Here is a 15479-nt window from a genome sequence, read left to right as displayed (position 1 = left end):
GGCCCGTGACCTCGCGCGGGCCTGTGGCGACGCGACAACGGCCCGCGGCCCCGCGCGGGATGGCGGCGTGCGGGCCGGCTTCGGGCCGTGGCTTGCGACAGGGGTCTGCGGCGCACGGCTCGTGGTTCTGCTCCGGCCCGTGACCTCGCGCGGGCCTGCGGCGACGCGACAACGGCCCGCGGCCCCGCGCGGGATGGCGGCGTGCGGGCCGGCTTCGGGCCGTGGCTTGCGACAGGGGTCCGCGGCGCACGGCTCGTGGTTCTGCTCCGGCCCGTGACCCCGCGCCGGCCTGCGGTCTGCGACAACGGCCTGCGGCCTGCGGCGCCCGGCTCGTGTCCTGCTCCGGCCTGCGGCCCTGCTCCGCACGGCGGCCTGCGGACCGGCTCCGGGCCGCGGTCCCGCTCCGGACACCGGTCCGGAGCAGCGGACTTGCGGCCCGCGACGCACGGCTCGCGGCTCGTGGTCCCGCTCCTGGCACCGGCCGCAGCCGCAGCCGCGGCCGCGGCCACCGCGCCGCACGGCCATCCGCCCGCCCCGCCCCGCCCCGTGGCCCGCGGCAGCGCCCCGCGGCAGCGCCCCGCGGGGCACGGTCCGCCGACGACCGACGGGAGGGGCGACGGGAGAGCCGCCGGAGGCTCAGCGCGCGCCGCGAGAACCCGTACGGCTCGGTGACCGCACCGCTCCCGCCAGGATCCAGCCCTCCACCGCCTCGTACTGCCTGCGCTGCTCCTCCGACTTCCGGCGCCCCGAGACCACGGTCCCCAGCCATCCGTAAGCGAAGCCCAGCGGGATCGACACCAGCCCGGTGGTGGTGAACGGGAACCAGTTGAAGTCGGCCTCGGGAAACGCGGCGGTGGGCGAGCCGGAGACCAGGTTGGTGCCGGTCATCAGGATCAGGACCGTCAGCGAACCGCCGATGAGGGTGCACAGCAGGCCCGTGCGGGTGTAGCGGCGCCAGAACAGCCCGTAGACCAGCGCGGGCGCCAGCGCGGAGGCGCCCAGGCAGAACGAGAGCGTGATCAGCGGCTGCAGGCTGCGGTGCTGGACGAGGGTGGCCAGCAGGATCGCCGGCGCGCCCACCGCGAGGGCCGACAGACGGGCGAGGAGCATCTCGCGGCGGGGGGACAGCTCGTCGTCGTGGCGCCGTCCCCGGAAGAGCCGGGCGTGCGCGAACACGTCGTGCGCCAGGGAGTTGGCGCAGGCCAGGATCATTCCGGCGACGGAGGCGAGCACGGTCAGGAAGATCGCCGTGGTGACGGTGGTGAACAGGAGCGTCTCGGCCGTCGACACGTCCGGCCCGAACGCGGCGCGCGAGCCCAGCAGATACGCCGTGTTGCCCTGCGGATCGGCCTGCGCGATCACCCCGCGTCCGATCAGCGCCGTGGCCCCGAAGCCGACGACCGTGATGACCAGGACGAAGAGGGCCACGCACGGTACGGCCCAGGACAGCGAGCGGCGCACCTGACGGGCGCTGCCGGCGGTGTACATGCGCATGGTGACGTGCGGGAGACAGGCGCCGCCCAGGACGACCGTCAGCTCCGAACTGATCATGTCGAGGCGGGGGCTGGGGCCACCCGTGAACTGCAGACCGGAGTGGAGGAACGCGCTGCCGAGACCGCTGTGGTCGGCGGCCGCCCGGGAGAGCGCCCCCGGGTCCCAGTCGAAGCGGTTCAGGATGAGCAGGGCGACCACGGTGCCCGAGCCGAGCAGCATCACGATCTTCAGGATCTGGATGAGGGCCGTGCCCTTCATGCCCCCGATCGCCGCGTAGCCGATCATCAGCGTGCCGAGCCCGACGATGCAGCCGGTCTTCAGCGCGTCACCGGAGAAGCCGAGGATGAACGCCAGCAGGTCTCCGGTGCCGGCCAGTTGGACGAGCATCAGCGGAAGCAGGGCGACGATGGTCGCGGCGCACGCCGTGATGCGTACGGCCCGGCCCGGCATCCGCCGCGCGAGCGCGTCGCCCATGGTGAACCGGCCCGCGTTGCGCAGCGGTTCGGCCAGCAGGAACATCAGCAGCATCAGGGAGAGCGCCGTGCTCAGCGCGAGCACGACCCCGTCGTACCCGGCGAGCGCGATGACCCCGCCGGTGCCGAGCACGGTCGCCGCCGAGATGTAGTCCCCGGCGATGGCGAGGCCGTTGCGCATCGGCGACAGCGACCCGTACCCCGTGTAGAACTCGTCGAGGTCGTCGCGGTCCGGCCCGGTCATCACGCACAGCAGCAGCGTGACCGTGGTGACCGCGGTGAACGCCACCAGTGACATGGTCTGCGCGGAACTGCTGAACCCGGTCCCGCCCCTCTCGATCGCCCCGGTCATCGGGCCGCCTCCCGCTTGGCGTCCAGCTCGCTCTGCCGCCGGATCCGGTCCGCGACCGGGTCGACGCTCCGGCGTGCCGTGTACTCGTACACGCCGATCGCCAGGCAGGTCACGGGCACCTGCAACAGCCCGAGCAGTAGCCCGGTCGGCAGTCCGCCGGACACCGTGCTGGTCATCAGGCCCGGCGCGAACGCCGACAGGAGGAGGAAGAGGGTGAAGTACCCGAGCGCCGTGAGCGTCGCCACCCGCCGCTGCCGGCGGTAGGCGCCGCGCAGCAGCCGGATGTCGCTGTGCTGCCCCAGCGCGTGATGGCGAGGCCGCCGCGTTCTCGGCGGCTCGGGGGGCCGCGGCTGCCAGGGGTAGGTGGCGAACGCGGGGGAGTACGGGGCGGGTCCGTCCCGGTACTCCGGAGAGTCCTGGAACTCCGGAGCGTCCTGGAACTCTGGATACGGGGACGGGGACCGCTGCGGATACGGCGGCCGGTACGAGGGTGGATGCGGGGGCTGTCCGGGCGGTCGGTGCGGCGTCTGGTACTCGGGGGACGAGAACGCGTCTGGCATCCCGGTTCTCCTTGCGTGGCTCGGGTCCGGTGCGGACCGCAGGGAGCAGGGGGTGGGCGAGGCACGCTACTCGCAGGTAGCCCTTGTGGGCGCGGGTTTCGCCGAACTGGTCGGTCGGTATGCGCTTACTTCGCTGACCTGGGGTGTTACCCGGGTGACCCCTGTGGCGGAAGTGTGAAGAGATAGGGGAGTGGTGTCTGAGGTGGGGGGTGTTCGCAACCGTGTGCCTCCCCCGCGTACCCCGCTGACGGACTCCATTCCCACCGGAACACGTACCCGGCGGCCGCGGCGACGCCCTCAGTCCGTGGGGTTGTCGAGGACCGGGAAGCGCCTCGGTGCCACGAACAGCAGCACCAGGAAGGCGAGTAGGGCGGCGCACGCGGCGCCGAGGTACACGGCGTGGACCGCGTCGGCGACCGCGTGCCGCACCCGCTCGCCCGCCGCGCCCGAGTCCAGCGCCCGCGTCACCGCGTCCAGATCCCCGGCCCCGCCGAGCCGCGCGGCCAGCACCCCGTTGGCGATCGCCCCGAACAGGGTCGCGCCGACGGTCTGGCCGGTCTGACGGCAGAAGAGGACGGACGCGGTGGTCGTGCCGCGTTCGTCCCAGCCGACCGTCGACTGGACGCCGATGATCAGTGGGAGCTGGAAGAGTCCCAGGGCGCCTCCCAGCAGCAGCATCAGCAGGGTCGGCTGCCAGGGCGCGCCCGGATAGGGGAGGAACGGGAAGGCGAGCAGGATCAGGGCCGCCGCGCCGATGCCGGCCATCGCGGTGTTGCGGAAACCGATCCGCCGGTACACGTGCTGGCTGAGCGCCGCGGACACCGGCCAGCTCAGCGTCCACACCGACAGCACGAACCCGGCGGTGACCGGGGCCAGACCGAGGACCGCCTGCGCGTACGTGGGCAGGAACACCGAGGGGGCGACCATGAGCAGCCCCAGCGCGCCCAGCGCCAGATTCACCGCGGCGATCGTGCGGCGCCGCCACACCCAGCCGGGGATGATCGGCTCGGCGGCCCGGCGCTCGATCACCACGACGGCCCCGATCAGCGCGAGTCCCGTGCCGAACAGGGAGAGCGAGGGGGCCGACAGCCAGTCCCAGGCCACCCCGCCCTGCACCAGCGCGGTCAGCAGGACGCCGCCGCAGGCGAAGACGGCGAGCGCGCCCGCCCAGTCGATGCGCGCGCGGCCGGAGGACTCCCGTACCGGCTCGTGCAGATGACGGACGATCAGCCACAGGGCGAGCGCGCCGATCGGCAGGTTGATGAGGAAGATCCACCGCCAGTCCGCGTACGCGGCGAGGACACCGCCGAGGCCCGGCCCCGCGACCGCCGAAGTCGCCCACACCGTGGACAGCTTGGCCTGGATCTTCGGGCGCTCCTTGAGCGGGTAGAGGTCGGCGGCGAGCGTCTGCACCGTGCCCTGGAGCGCGCCGCCGCCCAGGCCCTGGACGACGCGGAAGACGATGAGCGCGGCCATGTTCCAGGCGGTGGCGCAGAGCACGGAGCCGAGGAGGAAGACGACGGCGCCCGTGATCAGTACCGGCTTGCGGCCGAAGGTGTCCGACAGCTTGCCGTACACCGGCAGGGTGACCGTCACCGCGAGCAGATAGCCGGAGAACAGCCAGGAGAAGACCGAGAAGCCGCCGAGGTCGCCGACGATCTGCGGCACGGCGGTCGACACGATGGTGGAGTCCAGCGCGGCGAGCGCCATGGCGAGCATGAGAGCCGCGACGACCGCGCCCCTGCGGTCGGGGGGAGCCCCCGGGCGTACGGCCCCCGCGGTGCGTATCTCGGTGTCCCCCTGATCCACGGGATTCCTTCCCCTTGCATCCATCCGCCTCGGGCCACCCTCTCACTTGACCCTCACGTCGCGGCAGGGTGGAAGCTGACCGCGCCCGAGGGTGGAGCCGACCCCGAGAAGGACTCCACCGAAGGGTGGACGGCCCCTAGGGGTACCTCCGTACTACGGCTCGGGGAGGGTTCGTACTGCCGGAGGAGGAGAAGGGGCGGTGTGCCTCCTTAACCTGGCTTTACGCCGCTGACGAGCGGTCGGGGAGGCGGTCGGGACGTACGGGGGTCGTACGGACCGCACTCCTGGGGGTGGGGTTTTCCCCAGCAAAAGACTGCGCTGGGCACCAGCGCGCCGCAGCACCCCCCGCCGCCAGACTTACCGACGTAGCCAAGAGCACCGCATCCGCCCGGCAACACCGCATCCGCGGACCGACCGGCTCATCCGCCGACCGATATAGGAGACTTACCGTGACATCGGCTGTAACCATTCCCAGGCACGGGGGCACTGGAGGGCGTACGGCCGTTGCCGCGCGAGCGCGGCAGGTCGTGAAGGCGTACGGGTCCGGGGAGACCCGCGTCGTCGCCCTGGACCACATCGACGTGGACATCGCGCGGGGACAGTTCACCGCGATCATGGGCCCCTCGGGGTCCGGCAAGTCCACGCTGATGCACTGCCTCGCCGGGCTCGACACCGTGACGAGCGGGCAGATCCACCTCGACGAGACCGAGATCACCGGCCTCAAGGACAAGAAGCTCACACAACTGCGCCGCGACCGGATCGGCTTCATCTTCCAGGCGTTCAACCTGCTGCCGACGCTGAACGCGCTGGAGAACATCACGCTCCCGATGGACATCGCGGGCCGCAAGCCGGACAAGGCCTGGCTGAGCCAGGTCGTCGAGACCGTCGGGCTCTCCGACCGTCTCAAGCACCGGCCGACCCAGCTCTCCGGCGGCCAGCAGCAGCGCGTCGCGGTGGCGAGGGCGCTCGCCGCCCGGCCCGAGATCATCTTCGGCGACGAGCCGACCGGAAACCTCGACTCCCGGGCCGGCGCCGAGGTACTGGGCTTCCTGCGCCGCTCCGTTGACTCGCTCGGCCAGACCATCGTGATGGTCACGCACGACCCGGTGGCCGCGTCGTACGCGGACCGCGTCCTGTACCTCGCGGACGGCAGGATCGTCGACGAGATGCACCAGCCGACGGCCGACCAGGTGCTCGACCGCATGAAGGACTTCGACGCCCGGGGGCGTACGTCATGACCGTCCTGAAGACCTCGATGCGCAACTTCTTCGCGCACAAGGGGCGGATGGCCCTCTCCGCCGTCGCGGTCCTGCTGTCCGTCGCCTTCGTCTGCGGCACGCTGGTGTTCACCGACACCATGAACACGACGTTCGACAAGCTGTTCGCCGCGACCTCGTCCGACGTGACGGTCTCGCCGAAGGCAGCCAGGACCGACGACACCCCGCAGAACGGCAGGCCGGAGTCGCTGCCCGCCTCCGTGCTGACCCGGGCCGAGAAGGCCGACGGCGTCAAGTACGCCGAAGGCGCGGTCAGTTCCATGAACGTGACCGTCGTCAACAGCGCCAACAAGAACATGGGCTCCAGCAACGGCGCTCCGACCATCGCGGGCAACTGGACGCGCAACGACCTGCGTTCGATGGAGATCACCACCGGTCACGCCCCGCGCGGGCCGACCGAGGCGATGGTCGACGCCGACACCGTCGAGAAGCACCACCTCAAGCTCGGCGACGAACTGCGGACCATAGCCGTCACCGGTGACTTCAAGGCCCGGATCGTCGGCATCGCCACCTTCAAGGTGACCAACCCCGGTGCCGCCATCGTCTACTTCGACACCGCCACCGCCCAGCGCGAACTGCTCGGCGCCACCGGCCGGTTCACCCAGATCAACGTCTCCGCCGCGAACGGCGTCACCGACGCGCAGCTCAAGCGGAACGTCACCGCCACGCTCGGCGCCGACACCACCGCCAGGACGTCCTACAAGGTGCAGACGCAGAAGGAGACCGCGGACGAGAACCGCTCCGGTGTCGGCTCCTTCATGAACGTCATCAAGTACGCCATGCTCGGTTTCGCCGGCATCGCCTTCCTGGTCGGCATCTTCCTGATCATCAACACCTTCTCGATGCTGGTCGCCCAGCGCACCCGCGAGATCGGCCTGATGCGGGCGATCGGCTCCTCCCGCAAGCAGGTCAACCGGTCCGTGCTCATCGAGGCGACCCTGCTCGGCGTGTTCGGCTCCGTCCTCGGCGTCGGCGCCGGCGTCGGCCTCGCGGTCGGCCTGATGAAGCTCATGTCGGCGGCGGGCATGGACCTGTCGACACGCGATCTGACCGTGAAGGCGACCACACCGGCCATCGGGCTCCTCCTCGGTGTCGTCGTCACCGTCCTCGCCGCCTACCTGCCCGCCCGCCGGGCCGGCAAGGTCTCCCCGATGGCCGCGCTCCGCGACGCCGGGACCCCCGCGGACGGCAGGGCCGGTCTCGTCCGCGGCATCATCGGCCTGGTCCTCACCGGCGCCGGAGCCTTCGCGCTCTACACGGCGGCAGGCGCGGACAAGGCGAGCGACGGTTCGCTGGTCCTGGGCGCCGGTGTCGTCCTGACCCTCATCGGGTTCGTCATCATCGGCCCGCTGCTCGCCGGCGGTGTGGTCCGGGTCATCAGCGCGGTGCTGCTGCGCTTCTTCGGCCCGGTCGGCCGGATGGCGGAGCGCAACGCCCTGCGCAACCCGCGCCGTACCGGCGCCACCGGCGCGGCCCTCATGATCGGCCTCGCGCTGGTCGCCTGCCTCTCCGTCGTCGGCTCCTCCATGGTCGCCTCCGCGACCGACGAACTCGACAAGACCGTCGGGACCGACTTCATCATCCAGGGCAACCAGCGGGTCGTCCCGCAGGCGGCGAAGGCCATCGAGTCCACGCCCGGTCTGTCGCACGTCACGCACTACCGGGACATCGAGGCCAAGCTCATCGCCCCCGACGGCTCCTCGGACAGCGACGGCGTCACGGCCGCCGACCCCACCTACGCGCAGGACCTGCACCGCAAGACGACGGCCGGTGAACTGACCGCCGCCTACGGCAAGGACTCCATGTCCGTCGGCTCCGACTTCGCCACCGAGCACCACGTCAAGCTCGGGGACACCGTGACCGTCGCCTTCAAGGGCGGCAGCACCGCGAAGCTCAAGGTCGCCGCGATCACCGACGACGACGTGGCCATCGACCAGGGCGCGCGCTACCTCAGCACCGAGACCATGCGGAAGTACCTCCCGGCCGACCGGATCCCGCCGGACCAGATCATGTTCGCCAGCGCCAAGGACGGCCAGGAGAAGACCGCCTACGCGGCCCTCAAGAAGTCGCTGGCCGGCTACCCGCAGTACGAGGTCCGTGACCAGACCGACTACAAGCAGGAGCTGAAGGACCAGATCGGCCAGCTCCTGAACATGGTCTACGGCCTGCTCGCCCTCGCGATCGTCGTGGCGGTCCTCGGCGTGGTCAACACGCTGGCCCTGTCGGTGGTGGAGCGGACGCGTGAGATCGGCCTGATGCGGGCCATCGGTCTCTCCCGCCGCCAGCTGCGCCGCATGATCCGCCTGGAGTCCGTCGTCATCGCCCTCTTCGGAGCCCTGCTGGGCCTCGGCCTGGGCATGGCCTGGGGTGCCACCGCCCAGAAGCTGCTGGCCCTGGAGGGCCTGAAGGTGCTGGAGATCCCCTGGGGCACCATCATCGCGGTCTTCATCGGCTCGGCGTTCGTGGGCCTGTTCGCCGCCCTGATCCCGGCGTTCCGGGCGGGTCGGATGAACGTACTGAACGCGATCGCGACCGACTGACGACCGATCGACGACGATTGATGACCGATGGGCGATCTTCTTCCGGCCGCCTGGCGATCGAGAGGTGATCGATAGTCACTGAGGGCGACCGGGGGACGACCCGAAGGCCGCCGCACACGGGGGTTGCGGGGGAACGGGCCCGGCCGGGGAGGTGATCACCTCCCCGGCCGGGCCCGTCGCGGCGCCGGATGCCCGGCGCGGGCGTTGTCCACAGGCCCGGCGTGAGGGAGCGCGCCGTCGTAGGCTGGAGATCCCCGGCCCGTAGCGACGTGTCGGGCGGTTCGCGTTGCTCACTCTCCGGATGGAAGCCCTTCATGAGCCTGCACGGTCTGCTCGACGCCGTCGTCAAGGACGCCGCTCTCGCGGAGGCGGTGAAGGCCGCGACCGGCGAGGTCCGGATGCATGTCGACCTGGTGGGGCCGCCCGCCGCCCGCCCCTTCGCGGTGGCCGCGCTCGCCCGCGAGGCCGGCCGGACCGTACTGGCGGTCACGGCCACCGGACGGGAGGCCGAGGACCTGGCCGCGGCGCTGAGATCGCTCCTGCCCGCCGACACGATCGCGGAGTACCCCTCGTGGGAGACGCTTCCCCACGAGCGGCTCTCCCCCCGCTCCGACACCGTCGGACGCCGCCTCGCGGTCCTGCGGCGCCTCGCCCACCCGCGCCCCGACGACCCCGAGACCGGCCCGGTCTCCGTCGTCGTGGCCCCCATCCGCTCCGTGCTCCAGCCGCAGGTCAAGGGCCTCGGAGACCTGGAACCGGTGGCGCTGCGCACCGGCCAGAGCGCCGACCTCGGGGGCGTCGTCGAAGCGCTCGCGGCAGCCGCGTACGCCCGGGTCGAACTGGTCGAGAGGCGCGGCGAGTTCGCGGTCCGCGGTGGCATCCTCGACGTCTTCCCGCCCACCGAGGAGCACCCGCTCCGGGTGGAGTTCTGGGGCGACGACGTCGAGGAGATCCGCTACTTCAAGGTCGCCGACCAGCGCTCCCTGGAGGTCGCCGAGCACGGACTGTGGGCACCGCCCTGCCGCGAGCTGCTGCTCACCGACGACGTACGGCAGCGGGCCGCCCGGCTCGCCGAGGCCCACCCCGAACTGGGCGAGCTGCTCGGCAAGATCGCCGAGGGCATCGCCGTGGAGGGCATGGAGTCACTGGCTCCGGTCCTGGTCGACGACATGGAGCTGCTGCTCGACGTGCTGCCCAAGGGCTCGATGGCCGTCGTGTGCGACCCGGAGCGGGTACGGACCCGGGCCGCGGACCTGGTGGCGACCTCGCAGGAGTTCCTGCAGGCGTCCTGGGCGGCGACCGCGGGCGGCGGCGAGGCGCCCATCGACGTGGACGCGGCCTCCCTGTGGTCCATCGCGGACGTCCGGGACCGGGCGCGCGAGCTGGACATGATGTGGTGGTCGGTGTCGCCGTTCGCCGCCGACGAGTCGTTCACCGAGGGCTCCGGCGACGCGGACACCCTCAAACTCGGCATGCACGCCCCCGAGACCTACCGCGGCGACACCGCCCGCGCGCTCGCCGACACCAAGGGCTGGCTCGCCGAGGGCTGGCGCACGGTGTACGTCACCGAGGCGCACGGCCCCGCCGCCCGTACCGTCGAGGTGCTCGGCGGCGAGGGCATCGCGGCCCGCCTCGAAACCGACCTGGCGGACATCGGACCGTCCGTCGTGCACGTCTCCTGCGGCTCGATCGACTACGGCTTCGTGGACCCGACGCTCAAGCTCGCCGTCCTCACCGAGACCGATCTCTCCGGCCAGAAGGCGGCCGGCAAGGACGGCGCGCGGATGCCCGCCCGCCGCCGCAAGACCATCGACCCGCTGACCCTCGAAGCCGGCGACTACATCGTGCACGAACAGCACGGTGTCGGCCGCTACATCGAGATGGTCCAGCGGACCGTGCAGGGCGCGACCCGCGAGTACCTGGTCGTGGAGTACGCGCCGGCCAAGCGCGGCCAGCCCGGCGACCGCCTCTACATCCCGACCGACCAGCTGGAGCAGATCACCAAGTACGTCGGCGGCGAGGCACCGACCCTGCACCGTCTCGGCGGCGCCGACTGGACGAAGACGAAGGCCCGCGCCAAGAAGGCGGTCAAGGAGATCGCCGCGGACCTGATCAAGCTGTACAGCGCGCGCATGGCGGCCCCGGGACACGCCTTCGGCTCCGACACGCCCTGGCAGCGCGAGCTGGAGGACGCCTTCCCGTACGCGGAGACCCCCGATCAGCTCACGACCATCGCCGAGGTCAAGGAGGACATGGAGAAGACGGTCCCGATGGACCGCCTGGTCTGCGGCGACGTGGGATACGGCAAGACGGAGATCGCGGTCCGCGCCGCCTTCAAGGCGGTGCAGGACGGCAAACAGGTCGCCGTGCTCGTACCGACGACGCTCCTCGTGCAGCAGCACTTCGGCACGTTCGGCGAGCGCTACTCGCAGTTCCCCGTGAACGTCCGGGCGCTGTCCCGCTTCCAGACGGACACGGAGGCGAAGGCGGTCCTGGAGGGGCTGCGCGAGGGCTCGGTGGACGTCGTCATCGGCACCCACCGCCTGTTCTCCTCGGAGACGAAGTTCAAGGACCTGGGCCTGGTCATCGTCGACGAGGAGCAGCGCTTCGGCGTCGAGCACAAGGAGCAGCTGAAGAAGCTGCGCGCCAACGTCGACGTCCTGACGATGTCCGCGACCCCGATCCCGCGCACCCTGGAGATGGCGGTCACGGGCATCCGCGAGATGTCCACGATCACCACCCCGCCGGAGGAGCGGCACCCGGTGCTGACCTTCGTCGGCCCCTACGAGGAGAAGCAGATCGGCGCCGCCATCCGGCGCGAACTGCTCCGCGAGGGCCAGGTCTTCTACATCCACAACCGCGTCGAGTCCATCGACCGCGCGGCCGCCCGGCTGCGGGAGATCGTCCCCGAGGCGCGCATCGCGACGGCCCACGGCCAGATGTCGGAACAGGCCCTGGAGCAGGTCGTCGTCGACTTCTGGGAGAAGAGGTTCGACGTGCTCGTCTCGACGACGATCGTCGAGTCCGGCATCGACATCTCCAACGCCAACACGCTGATCGTGGAGCGCGGCGACAACTTCGGCCTGTCGCAGCTGCACCAGCTGCGCGGCCGGGTCGGACGAGGCCGGGAGCGCGGCTACGCGTACTTCCTCTACCCGCCGGAGAAGCCCCTCACGGAGACGGCGCACGAGCGGCTCGCGACCATCGCCCAGCACACCGAGATGGGCGCGGGCATGTACGTGGCGATGAAGGACCTGGAGATCCGCGGCGCCGGAAACCTGCTCGGCGGTGAGCAGTCCGGCCACATCGCGGGCGTCGGCTTCGACCTCTACGTACGCATGGTCGGCGAGGCGGTCGCCGACTACCGCGCCTCGCTGGAGGGCGGTGTGGAGGAGGAGCCGCCGCTGGAGGTCAGGATCGAGCTGCCGGTCGACGCCCACGTCCCGCACGACTACGCGCCGGGCGAGCGGCTGCGTCTGCAGGCCTACCGCGCCATCGCCTCCGCCAACACGGAGGAGGACGTGAAGTCCGTACGGGAGGAACTCGTCGACCGCTACGGCAAGTTGCCCGAGCCGGTGGAGAACCTGCTGCTGGTCGCCGGGCTGCGGATGCTCGCGCGGGCGTGCGGCGTCGGCGAGGTCGTGCTCCAGGGCAACAACATCCGCTTCGCACCGGCGGAGCTGCGGGAGTCGCAGGAGCTGCGCCTGAAGCGGCTGTACCCGGGCACGGTCATCAAGCCCGCCGCCCACCAGCTCCTGGTCCCCCGCCCGAAGACCGCGAAGGTGGGCGGGAAGCCGCTGGTCGGGCGGGAGTTGCTGGGGTGGACCGGGGAGTTCCTGGCGACGGTTCTGGGGTCGTAGAAGCTCCGTCCCGGGGTGGAGGAAGAGGTGTCGGCGCCGCGTGGGGGATCGGGGGTGGAGGGGCCCTCGTCGTGGGGACGGTCAGGGTGGCCCGGGGGGCCGGGGTCGCTTCGGCGGGGACATGAACAGCATTCCCGTCAGGGCGCGGAAGACCTCCTCGGGGTCCTGGTCGCCGACCGCGCCGTCCAGGTTGTGGCCGAGGAGCAGGGTCGCGATGCCGTGGGCCGGGGACCAGGCGGCGACCTCGTCGAGGCACTCGTCTCGGTCACGGCGGTCGGGGCGGCCTCCGTGCAGCGCTTCGAGAGACGTGGCTGGAGCGCCGAGGAGTGGAGCGCCGCACGCGAACGGCTGGTCGCGCGCGGTCCGGTGACGGAATCCGGCACCGCCACCCCGGCGGGCCGTGACCTCCGCGCCGAGGTCGAGCGACGCACGGACCAACTCGCCGCCGCCCCTCGAGAGGTCCTCGCCGCGGCCGACCGCGCCCGTCTCGTCGAACCGCTCGGCGAGTTCTGGGTCGTGGTGGCGGGTTCGGGGCCGCTGCCCTCGGAGTCGACCCTGGGGATCGGGCGGGTGTGGCACGCGGGTGTGACACGCGGGCGTCCGCGGGGCGCGGCAGGGCGCGGTGCGGGGCGGTGCGGCGGCGGTGCACGTCAAAGAGGAAGCCGCCCACGGGAGTTGCCCGTCGCGGACGGCCTCGGTGTCACGGTCGATCGGTGGACGACGCGGCGCTTACGGGCGAGTCGTGTTTCCGCGCGTCCGACGGGAGAGCCCCGGGGAGGGGCTACCGCTGGTCGGGTCGGTCGGGCCGGTCACGATCCAGACCCGTCGTGCCCTCGATCCGCTGCTGGGCGTCGTCGACCTGGCCGGTGTACTTGTTGCCCGTCTTCTGGTTGACGTCCCGTTCAGCGGTGTCGGACATGTCCTTGCCCTTGGACTTCGCACGATCCTTGAATCTGTCGAAGATACCCATCCAGGAACTCCCTCCGGAGGTGGGTCACCTCCGACGATACGCCCGGCGTGCTCCTATTGCCCGTTGAAGGTCGGTAGGGCCATGGCATACCGACCGCTACCGTGGGCACCAGGGGAGATGCGCCCGCACAGGGCGGATCCGGGGAGGCAAGGGGAGGGGCGTCGTGGTGCGTCTGAGGGGTGGAGCGGCCGCGGCCGCGCTGACGGTGTTCGCCGTCGGAGCCGGCGGCTGCGAGGAGGACACGGGTGGCGCCGCGCTCGGCGCGGAGTTTTCTCAGTTCATCCAGGGGGCGGTGCGCCATGCCTGTTGAGAGGCGCGTGAGGTACAGCGGCGGGGGACGGCGCGTCCTCCTGGCATCCGCCGCGGTGGTGGCCGCCGGAATGGTGGTCACCGGCTGCAAGGACATCGCTCCGCCCGCGGACGCCGGACCCTCCGGCTCCGCCGTCTCGCCCGCCGGCAACAGCCGGGCCGTGAACCCGCTGGACAATCCCGACGGCACGAAGCCGGGGATGGCGGTGATCGCTTCCGCCGCGGACAAGGCGAAGGCGCGGTCGCTGATCGGGAAGGTGGCGACGAAGGGGCGCGGGCCCAAGACGGGCTACAAGAGGGACGAGTTCGGCTACGCCTGGATGGACTCGGCTCCGGGCAGCATCCCCTTTGCCCACAACGGCTGCGACTCGCGGAACGATCTCCTGAAGCGCGATGGTGAGAAGGCCCGCTTCCGGGCCGGCTCCGACTGCATCGTCACCTCCATGACGCTGCACGACCCGTACACCGGGAAGACGATCGAGTGGGCCAAGTCCCGTGCGACGACGGTCCAGATCGACCACGTCATGCCGTTGTCCTACGACTGGCAGATGGGCGCCTCGCACTGGACGAAGGGCAAGCGGGAGGACATCGCCAACGACCCGCTCAACCTGATCCCGGTGGACGGACCGACCAACGGCGCGAAGAGCGACTCGGGGCCCGCGACCTGGCTGCCCCCGAACAAGCAGATCCGCTGCTCCTACGTGGTGCGCTTCGCGCAGGTGTCACTGAAGTACGACCTTCCGGTGACGTCCGCGGACAAGCGGATGATGCTGCAGCAGTGCGGCGGCTGAGCAGGACGGACGCGGCCGTCGGCATCAGCCGCCGGCCGCGGGAGCCGTGGCGCTCGTACGGGGCCACTCCAGGACGGTCAGCTCGGGCCACTGCCCACGCCACCGTGCCGTCTTGGCCTCGTAGACCGATCGCGGAGCGAGGACCGGGTTGGGCCGGACGACGAGGTTGAACACGTCCGACAGCCCATGGGGCGCGTAGACCCGCCACTTGCCGTCCGGCTCTGTTCGCACCCCCAGACAGCACGTCGTCGCGGCGAAGCTGTCGATCGCCGCCTCGGTGGACTCGTACGGAGGGCATGCCACCCCGAACTTGTCCTCGTACCAGAGGTGCACCCGCGCCTCGTTCCGGATCTCGACCTCCGCGGGCAGGCCGGAGAAGACCTCCCGCCCGGCCTTGATCGCAGCGTCCTCCGCCTCCCAGGAAAGATCGTCGGCGTCGAAGTAGAAGACGTCGTAGTCCTTGATGCCGCTGGTCGGCGGTCTGCCCGTGACCACGTTCCATACGGTCTGGAACAGGCACCCGGCTGTCACATACCAGCCGGGCAGGCCCAACGTGGCGGTGCGGGCCAGTACCTCGTTCAACACCTCGTTCCGGGACAGCGTCGTACGCAGGCAGTCAAGTTGCTGGTCGAGAGGGAGTCGGCCGATCACGCGACCTGCCTATCACAACGGCCCCTTCGGCGAGTTCTGTGCCGAGGGAGAGCCCTACGCGTTCCTGGAGGCGGCCCCGTTCCTCCCTCGGGGCCCTGACCGCCTCGTCTCTGCCGCCGCCGCTGCTGTCGTCGGCACACCACGGTGAACCCGCGCTCCGGGGACCCTGTCCGGGTTCGGATGCTGTCGTCGTGATCGGAAGTGGTGGCCCGCAAGCCTCGATTTCCAGGGCTGGTGGGGATGATCTGCCGATCTCGGCCGATTCCGGCGGGGAGTTGAACGGCTGAGAATTTTTCGCTGGACCGGACATATAGGGGACGGTGAGGGACACGCCGGGCCGGGCATGGCTGCGCACGCGTGAGAAGGGCGGACGGCCCCCCGCCGGACGCGGAC

General features: G+C 71.2%; 10 protein-coding genes and 2 pseudogenes. 6 read left to right on the top strand and 6 right to left on the bottom strand.

The genetic code is table 11. The features are described from left to right. Nucleotides 1–636 precede the first annotated feature (636 nt). The 3 genes from OHB41_RS20295 to OHB41_RS20285 all read right to left on the bottom strand — a co-directional run bounded on the left by OHB41_RS20295 (nucleotide 637) and on the right by OHB41_RS20285 (nucleotide 4712). Nucleotides 637–2319 carry a sodium/solute symporter gene (locus OHB41_RS20295; protein ID WP_266699641.1) on the bottom strand — a complete coding sequence of 561 codons (1683 nt, stop codon included), beginning with the start codon at nucleotides 2317–2319 and terminating at the stop codon, nucleotides 637–639. Next, nucleotides 2316–2879, bottom strand: coding sequence for a DUF485 domain-containing protein (locus OHB41_RS20290; RefSeq protein ID WP_266699640.1), 564 nt, complete (start codon nucleotides 2877–2879; stop codon nucleotides 2316–2318). Before OHB41_RS20290 ends, OHB41_RS20295 begins: the two co-directional genes overlap by 4 nt. A gap of 297 nt (nucleotides 2880–3176) precedes the next feature. Next, on the bottom strand, nucleotides 3177–4712 hold the full coding sequence (locus tag OHB41_RS20285; protein WP_266699639.1) for an MFS transporter: 1536 nt from the start codon (nucleotides 4710–4712) through the stop codon (nucleotides 3177–3179). Nucleotides 4713–5137: 425 nt separating this feature from the next. Between OHB41_RS20285 and OHB41_RS20280 the strand changes: the two genes are divergently transcribed. The 3 genes from OHB41_RS20280 (at nucleotide 5138) to mfd (ending at nucleotide 12365) form a co-directional block, all read left to right on the top strand. After that, nucleotides 5138–5926: an ABC transporter ATP-binding protein gene (locus OHB41_RS20280; RefSeq protein WP_266699638.1), complete on the top strand. Its 789-nt coding sequence runs from the start codon at nucleotides 5138–5140 to the stop codon at nucleotides 5924–5926. After that, nucleotides 5923–8505 (top strand): ABC transporter permease, encoded by a 2583-nt coding sequence (locus OHB41_RS20275; RefSeq protein ID WP_266699637.1) that lies wholly within the window; start codon nucleotides 5923–5925, stop codon nucleotides 8503–8505. The genes OHB41_RS20280 and OHB41_RS20275 overlap by 4 nt, the downstream gene beginning before the upstream one ends. 314 nt (nucleotides 8506–8819) lie before the next feature. Then, nucleotides 8820–12365, top strand: a complete 3546-nt coding sequence (gene mfd, locus OHB41_RS20270; protein WP_266699636.1) for a transcription-repair coupling factor — start codon at nucleotides 8820–8822, stop codon at nucleotides 12363–12365. A gap of 81 nt (nucleotides 12366–12446) precedes the next feature. Here the strand turns inward: mfd and OHB41_RS52650 are convergent. Further along, a pseudogene (locus OHB41_RS52650) lies at nucleotides 12447–12617 on the bottom strand (TetR family transcriptional regulator); the annotation flags it as partial. Here OHB41_RS52650 and OHB41_RS52645 point away from each other — a divergent pair. Then, a pseudogene (locus OHB41_RS52645) lies at nucleotides 12600–12938 on the top strand (helix-turn-helix domain-containing protein); the annotation flags it as partial. The pseudogenes OHB41_RS52650 and OHB41_RS52645 sit on opposite strands and share 18 nt — an antisense overlap. A gap of 208 nt (nucleotides 12939–13146) precedes the next feature. Here the strand turns inward: OHB41_RS52645 and OHB41_RS20260 are convergent. Further along, entirely contained in the window at nucleotides 13147–13335 is a 189-nt protein-coding gene (locus OHB41_RS20260; protein WP_266699634.1) for an antitoxin, read from the bottom strand. 163 nt (nucleotides 13336–13498) lie between these two features. On the opposite strand from OHB41_RS20260, the gene OHB41_RS20255 reads away from it, so the two are divergent. Both OHB41_RS20255 and OHB41_RS20250 read left to right on the top strand, forming a co-directional pair. Beyond that, nucleotides 13499–13645, top strand: a complete 147-nt coding sequence (locus tag OHB41_RS20255; protein ID WP_266699633.1) for a hypothetical protein — start codon at nucleotides 13499–13501, stop codon at nucleotides 13643–13645. Nucleotides 13646–13715: 70 nt separating this feature from the next. Then, nucleotides 13716–14435: an HNH endonuclease family protein gene (locus OHB41_RS20250; RefSeq protein WP_266706017.1), complete on the top strand. Its 720-nt coding sequence runs from the start codon at nucleotides 13716–13718 to the stop codon at nucleotides 14433–14435. Nucleotides 14436–14459: 24 nt separating this feature from the next. Here OHB41_RS20250 and OHB41_RS20245 read toward each other — a convergent pair whose 3' ends face one another. Next, a complete protein-coding gene (locus OHB41_RS20245; RefSeq protein ID WP_266699632.1) occupies nucleotides 14460–15086 on the bottom strand; it encodes a nucleotidyltransferase family protein in 627 nt (208 codons plus the stop codon). Nucleotides 15087–15479: the final 393 nt, after the last annotated feature.

Source organism: Streptomyces sp. NBC_01571 (genome assembly GCF_026339875.1).
Classification (GTDB): domain Bacteria; phylum Actinomycetota; class Actinomycetes; order Streptomycetales; family Streptomycetaceae; genus Streptomyces.
This window is presented reverse-complemented; position numbering and strand designations above follow the sequence as displayed.

Bases quoted from the DNA above. Each gene is read 5' to 3' on its own strand.
- OHB41_RS20250 (WP_266706017.1), top strand. From the start codon at position 13,716: ATGGTGGTCACCGGCTGCAAGGACATCGCTCCGCCCGCGGACGCCGGA.
- OHB41_RS20275 (WP_266699637.1), top strand. From the start codon at position 5,923: ATGACCGTCCTGAAGACCTCGATGCGCAACTTCTTCGCGCACAAGGGG.
- OHB41_RS20285 (WP_266699639.1), bottom strand. From the start codon at position 4,712: ATGGATGCAAGGGGAAGGAATCCCGTGGATCAGGGGGACACCGAGATA.
- OHB41_RS20295 (WP_266699641.1), bottom strand. From the start codon at position 2,319: ATGACCGGGGCGATCGAGAGGGGCGGGACCGGGTTCAGCAGTTCCGCG.
- OHB41_RS20260 (WP_266699634.1), bottom strand. From the start codon at position 13,335: ATGGGTATCTTCGACAGATTCAAGGATCGTGCGAAGTCCAAGGGCAAG.
- mfd (WP_266699636.1), top strand. From the start codon at position 8,820: ATGAGCCTGCACGGTCTGCTCGACGCCGTCGTCAAGGACGCCGCTCTC.
- OHB41_RS20290 (WP_266699640.1), bottom strand. From the start codon at position 2,879: ATGCCAGACGCGTTCTCGTCCCCCGAGTACCAGACGCCGCACCGACCG.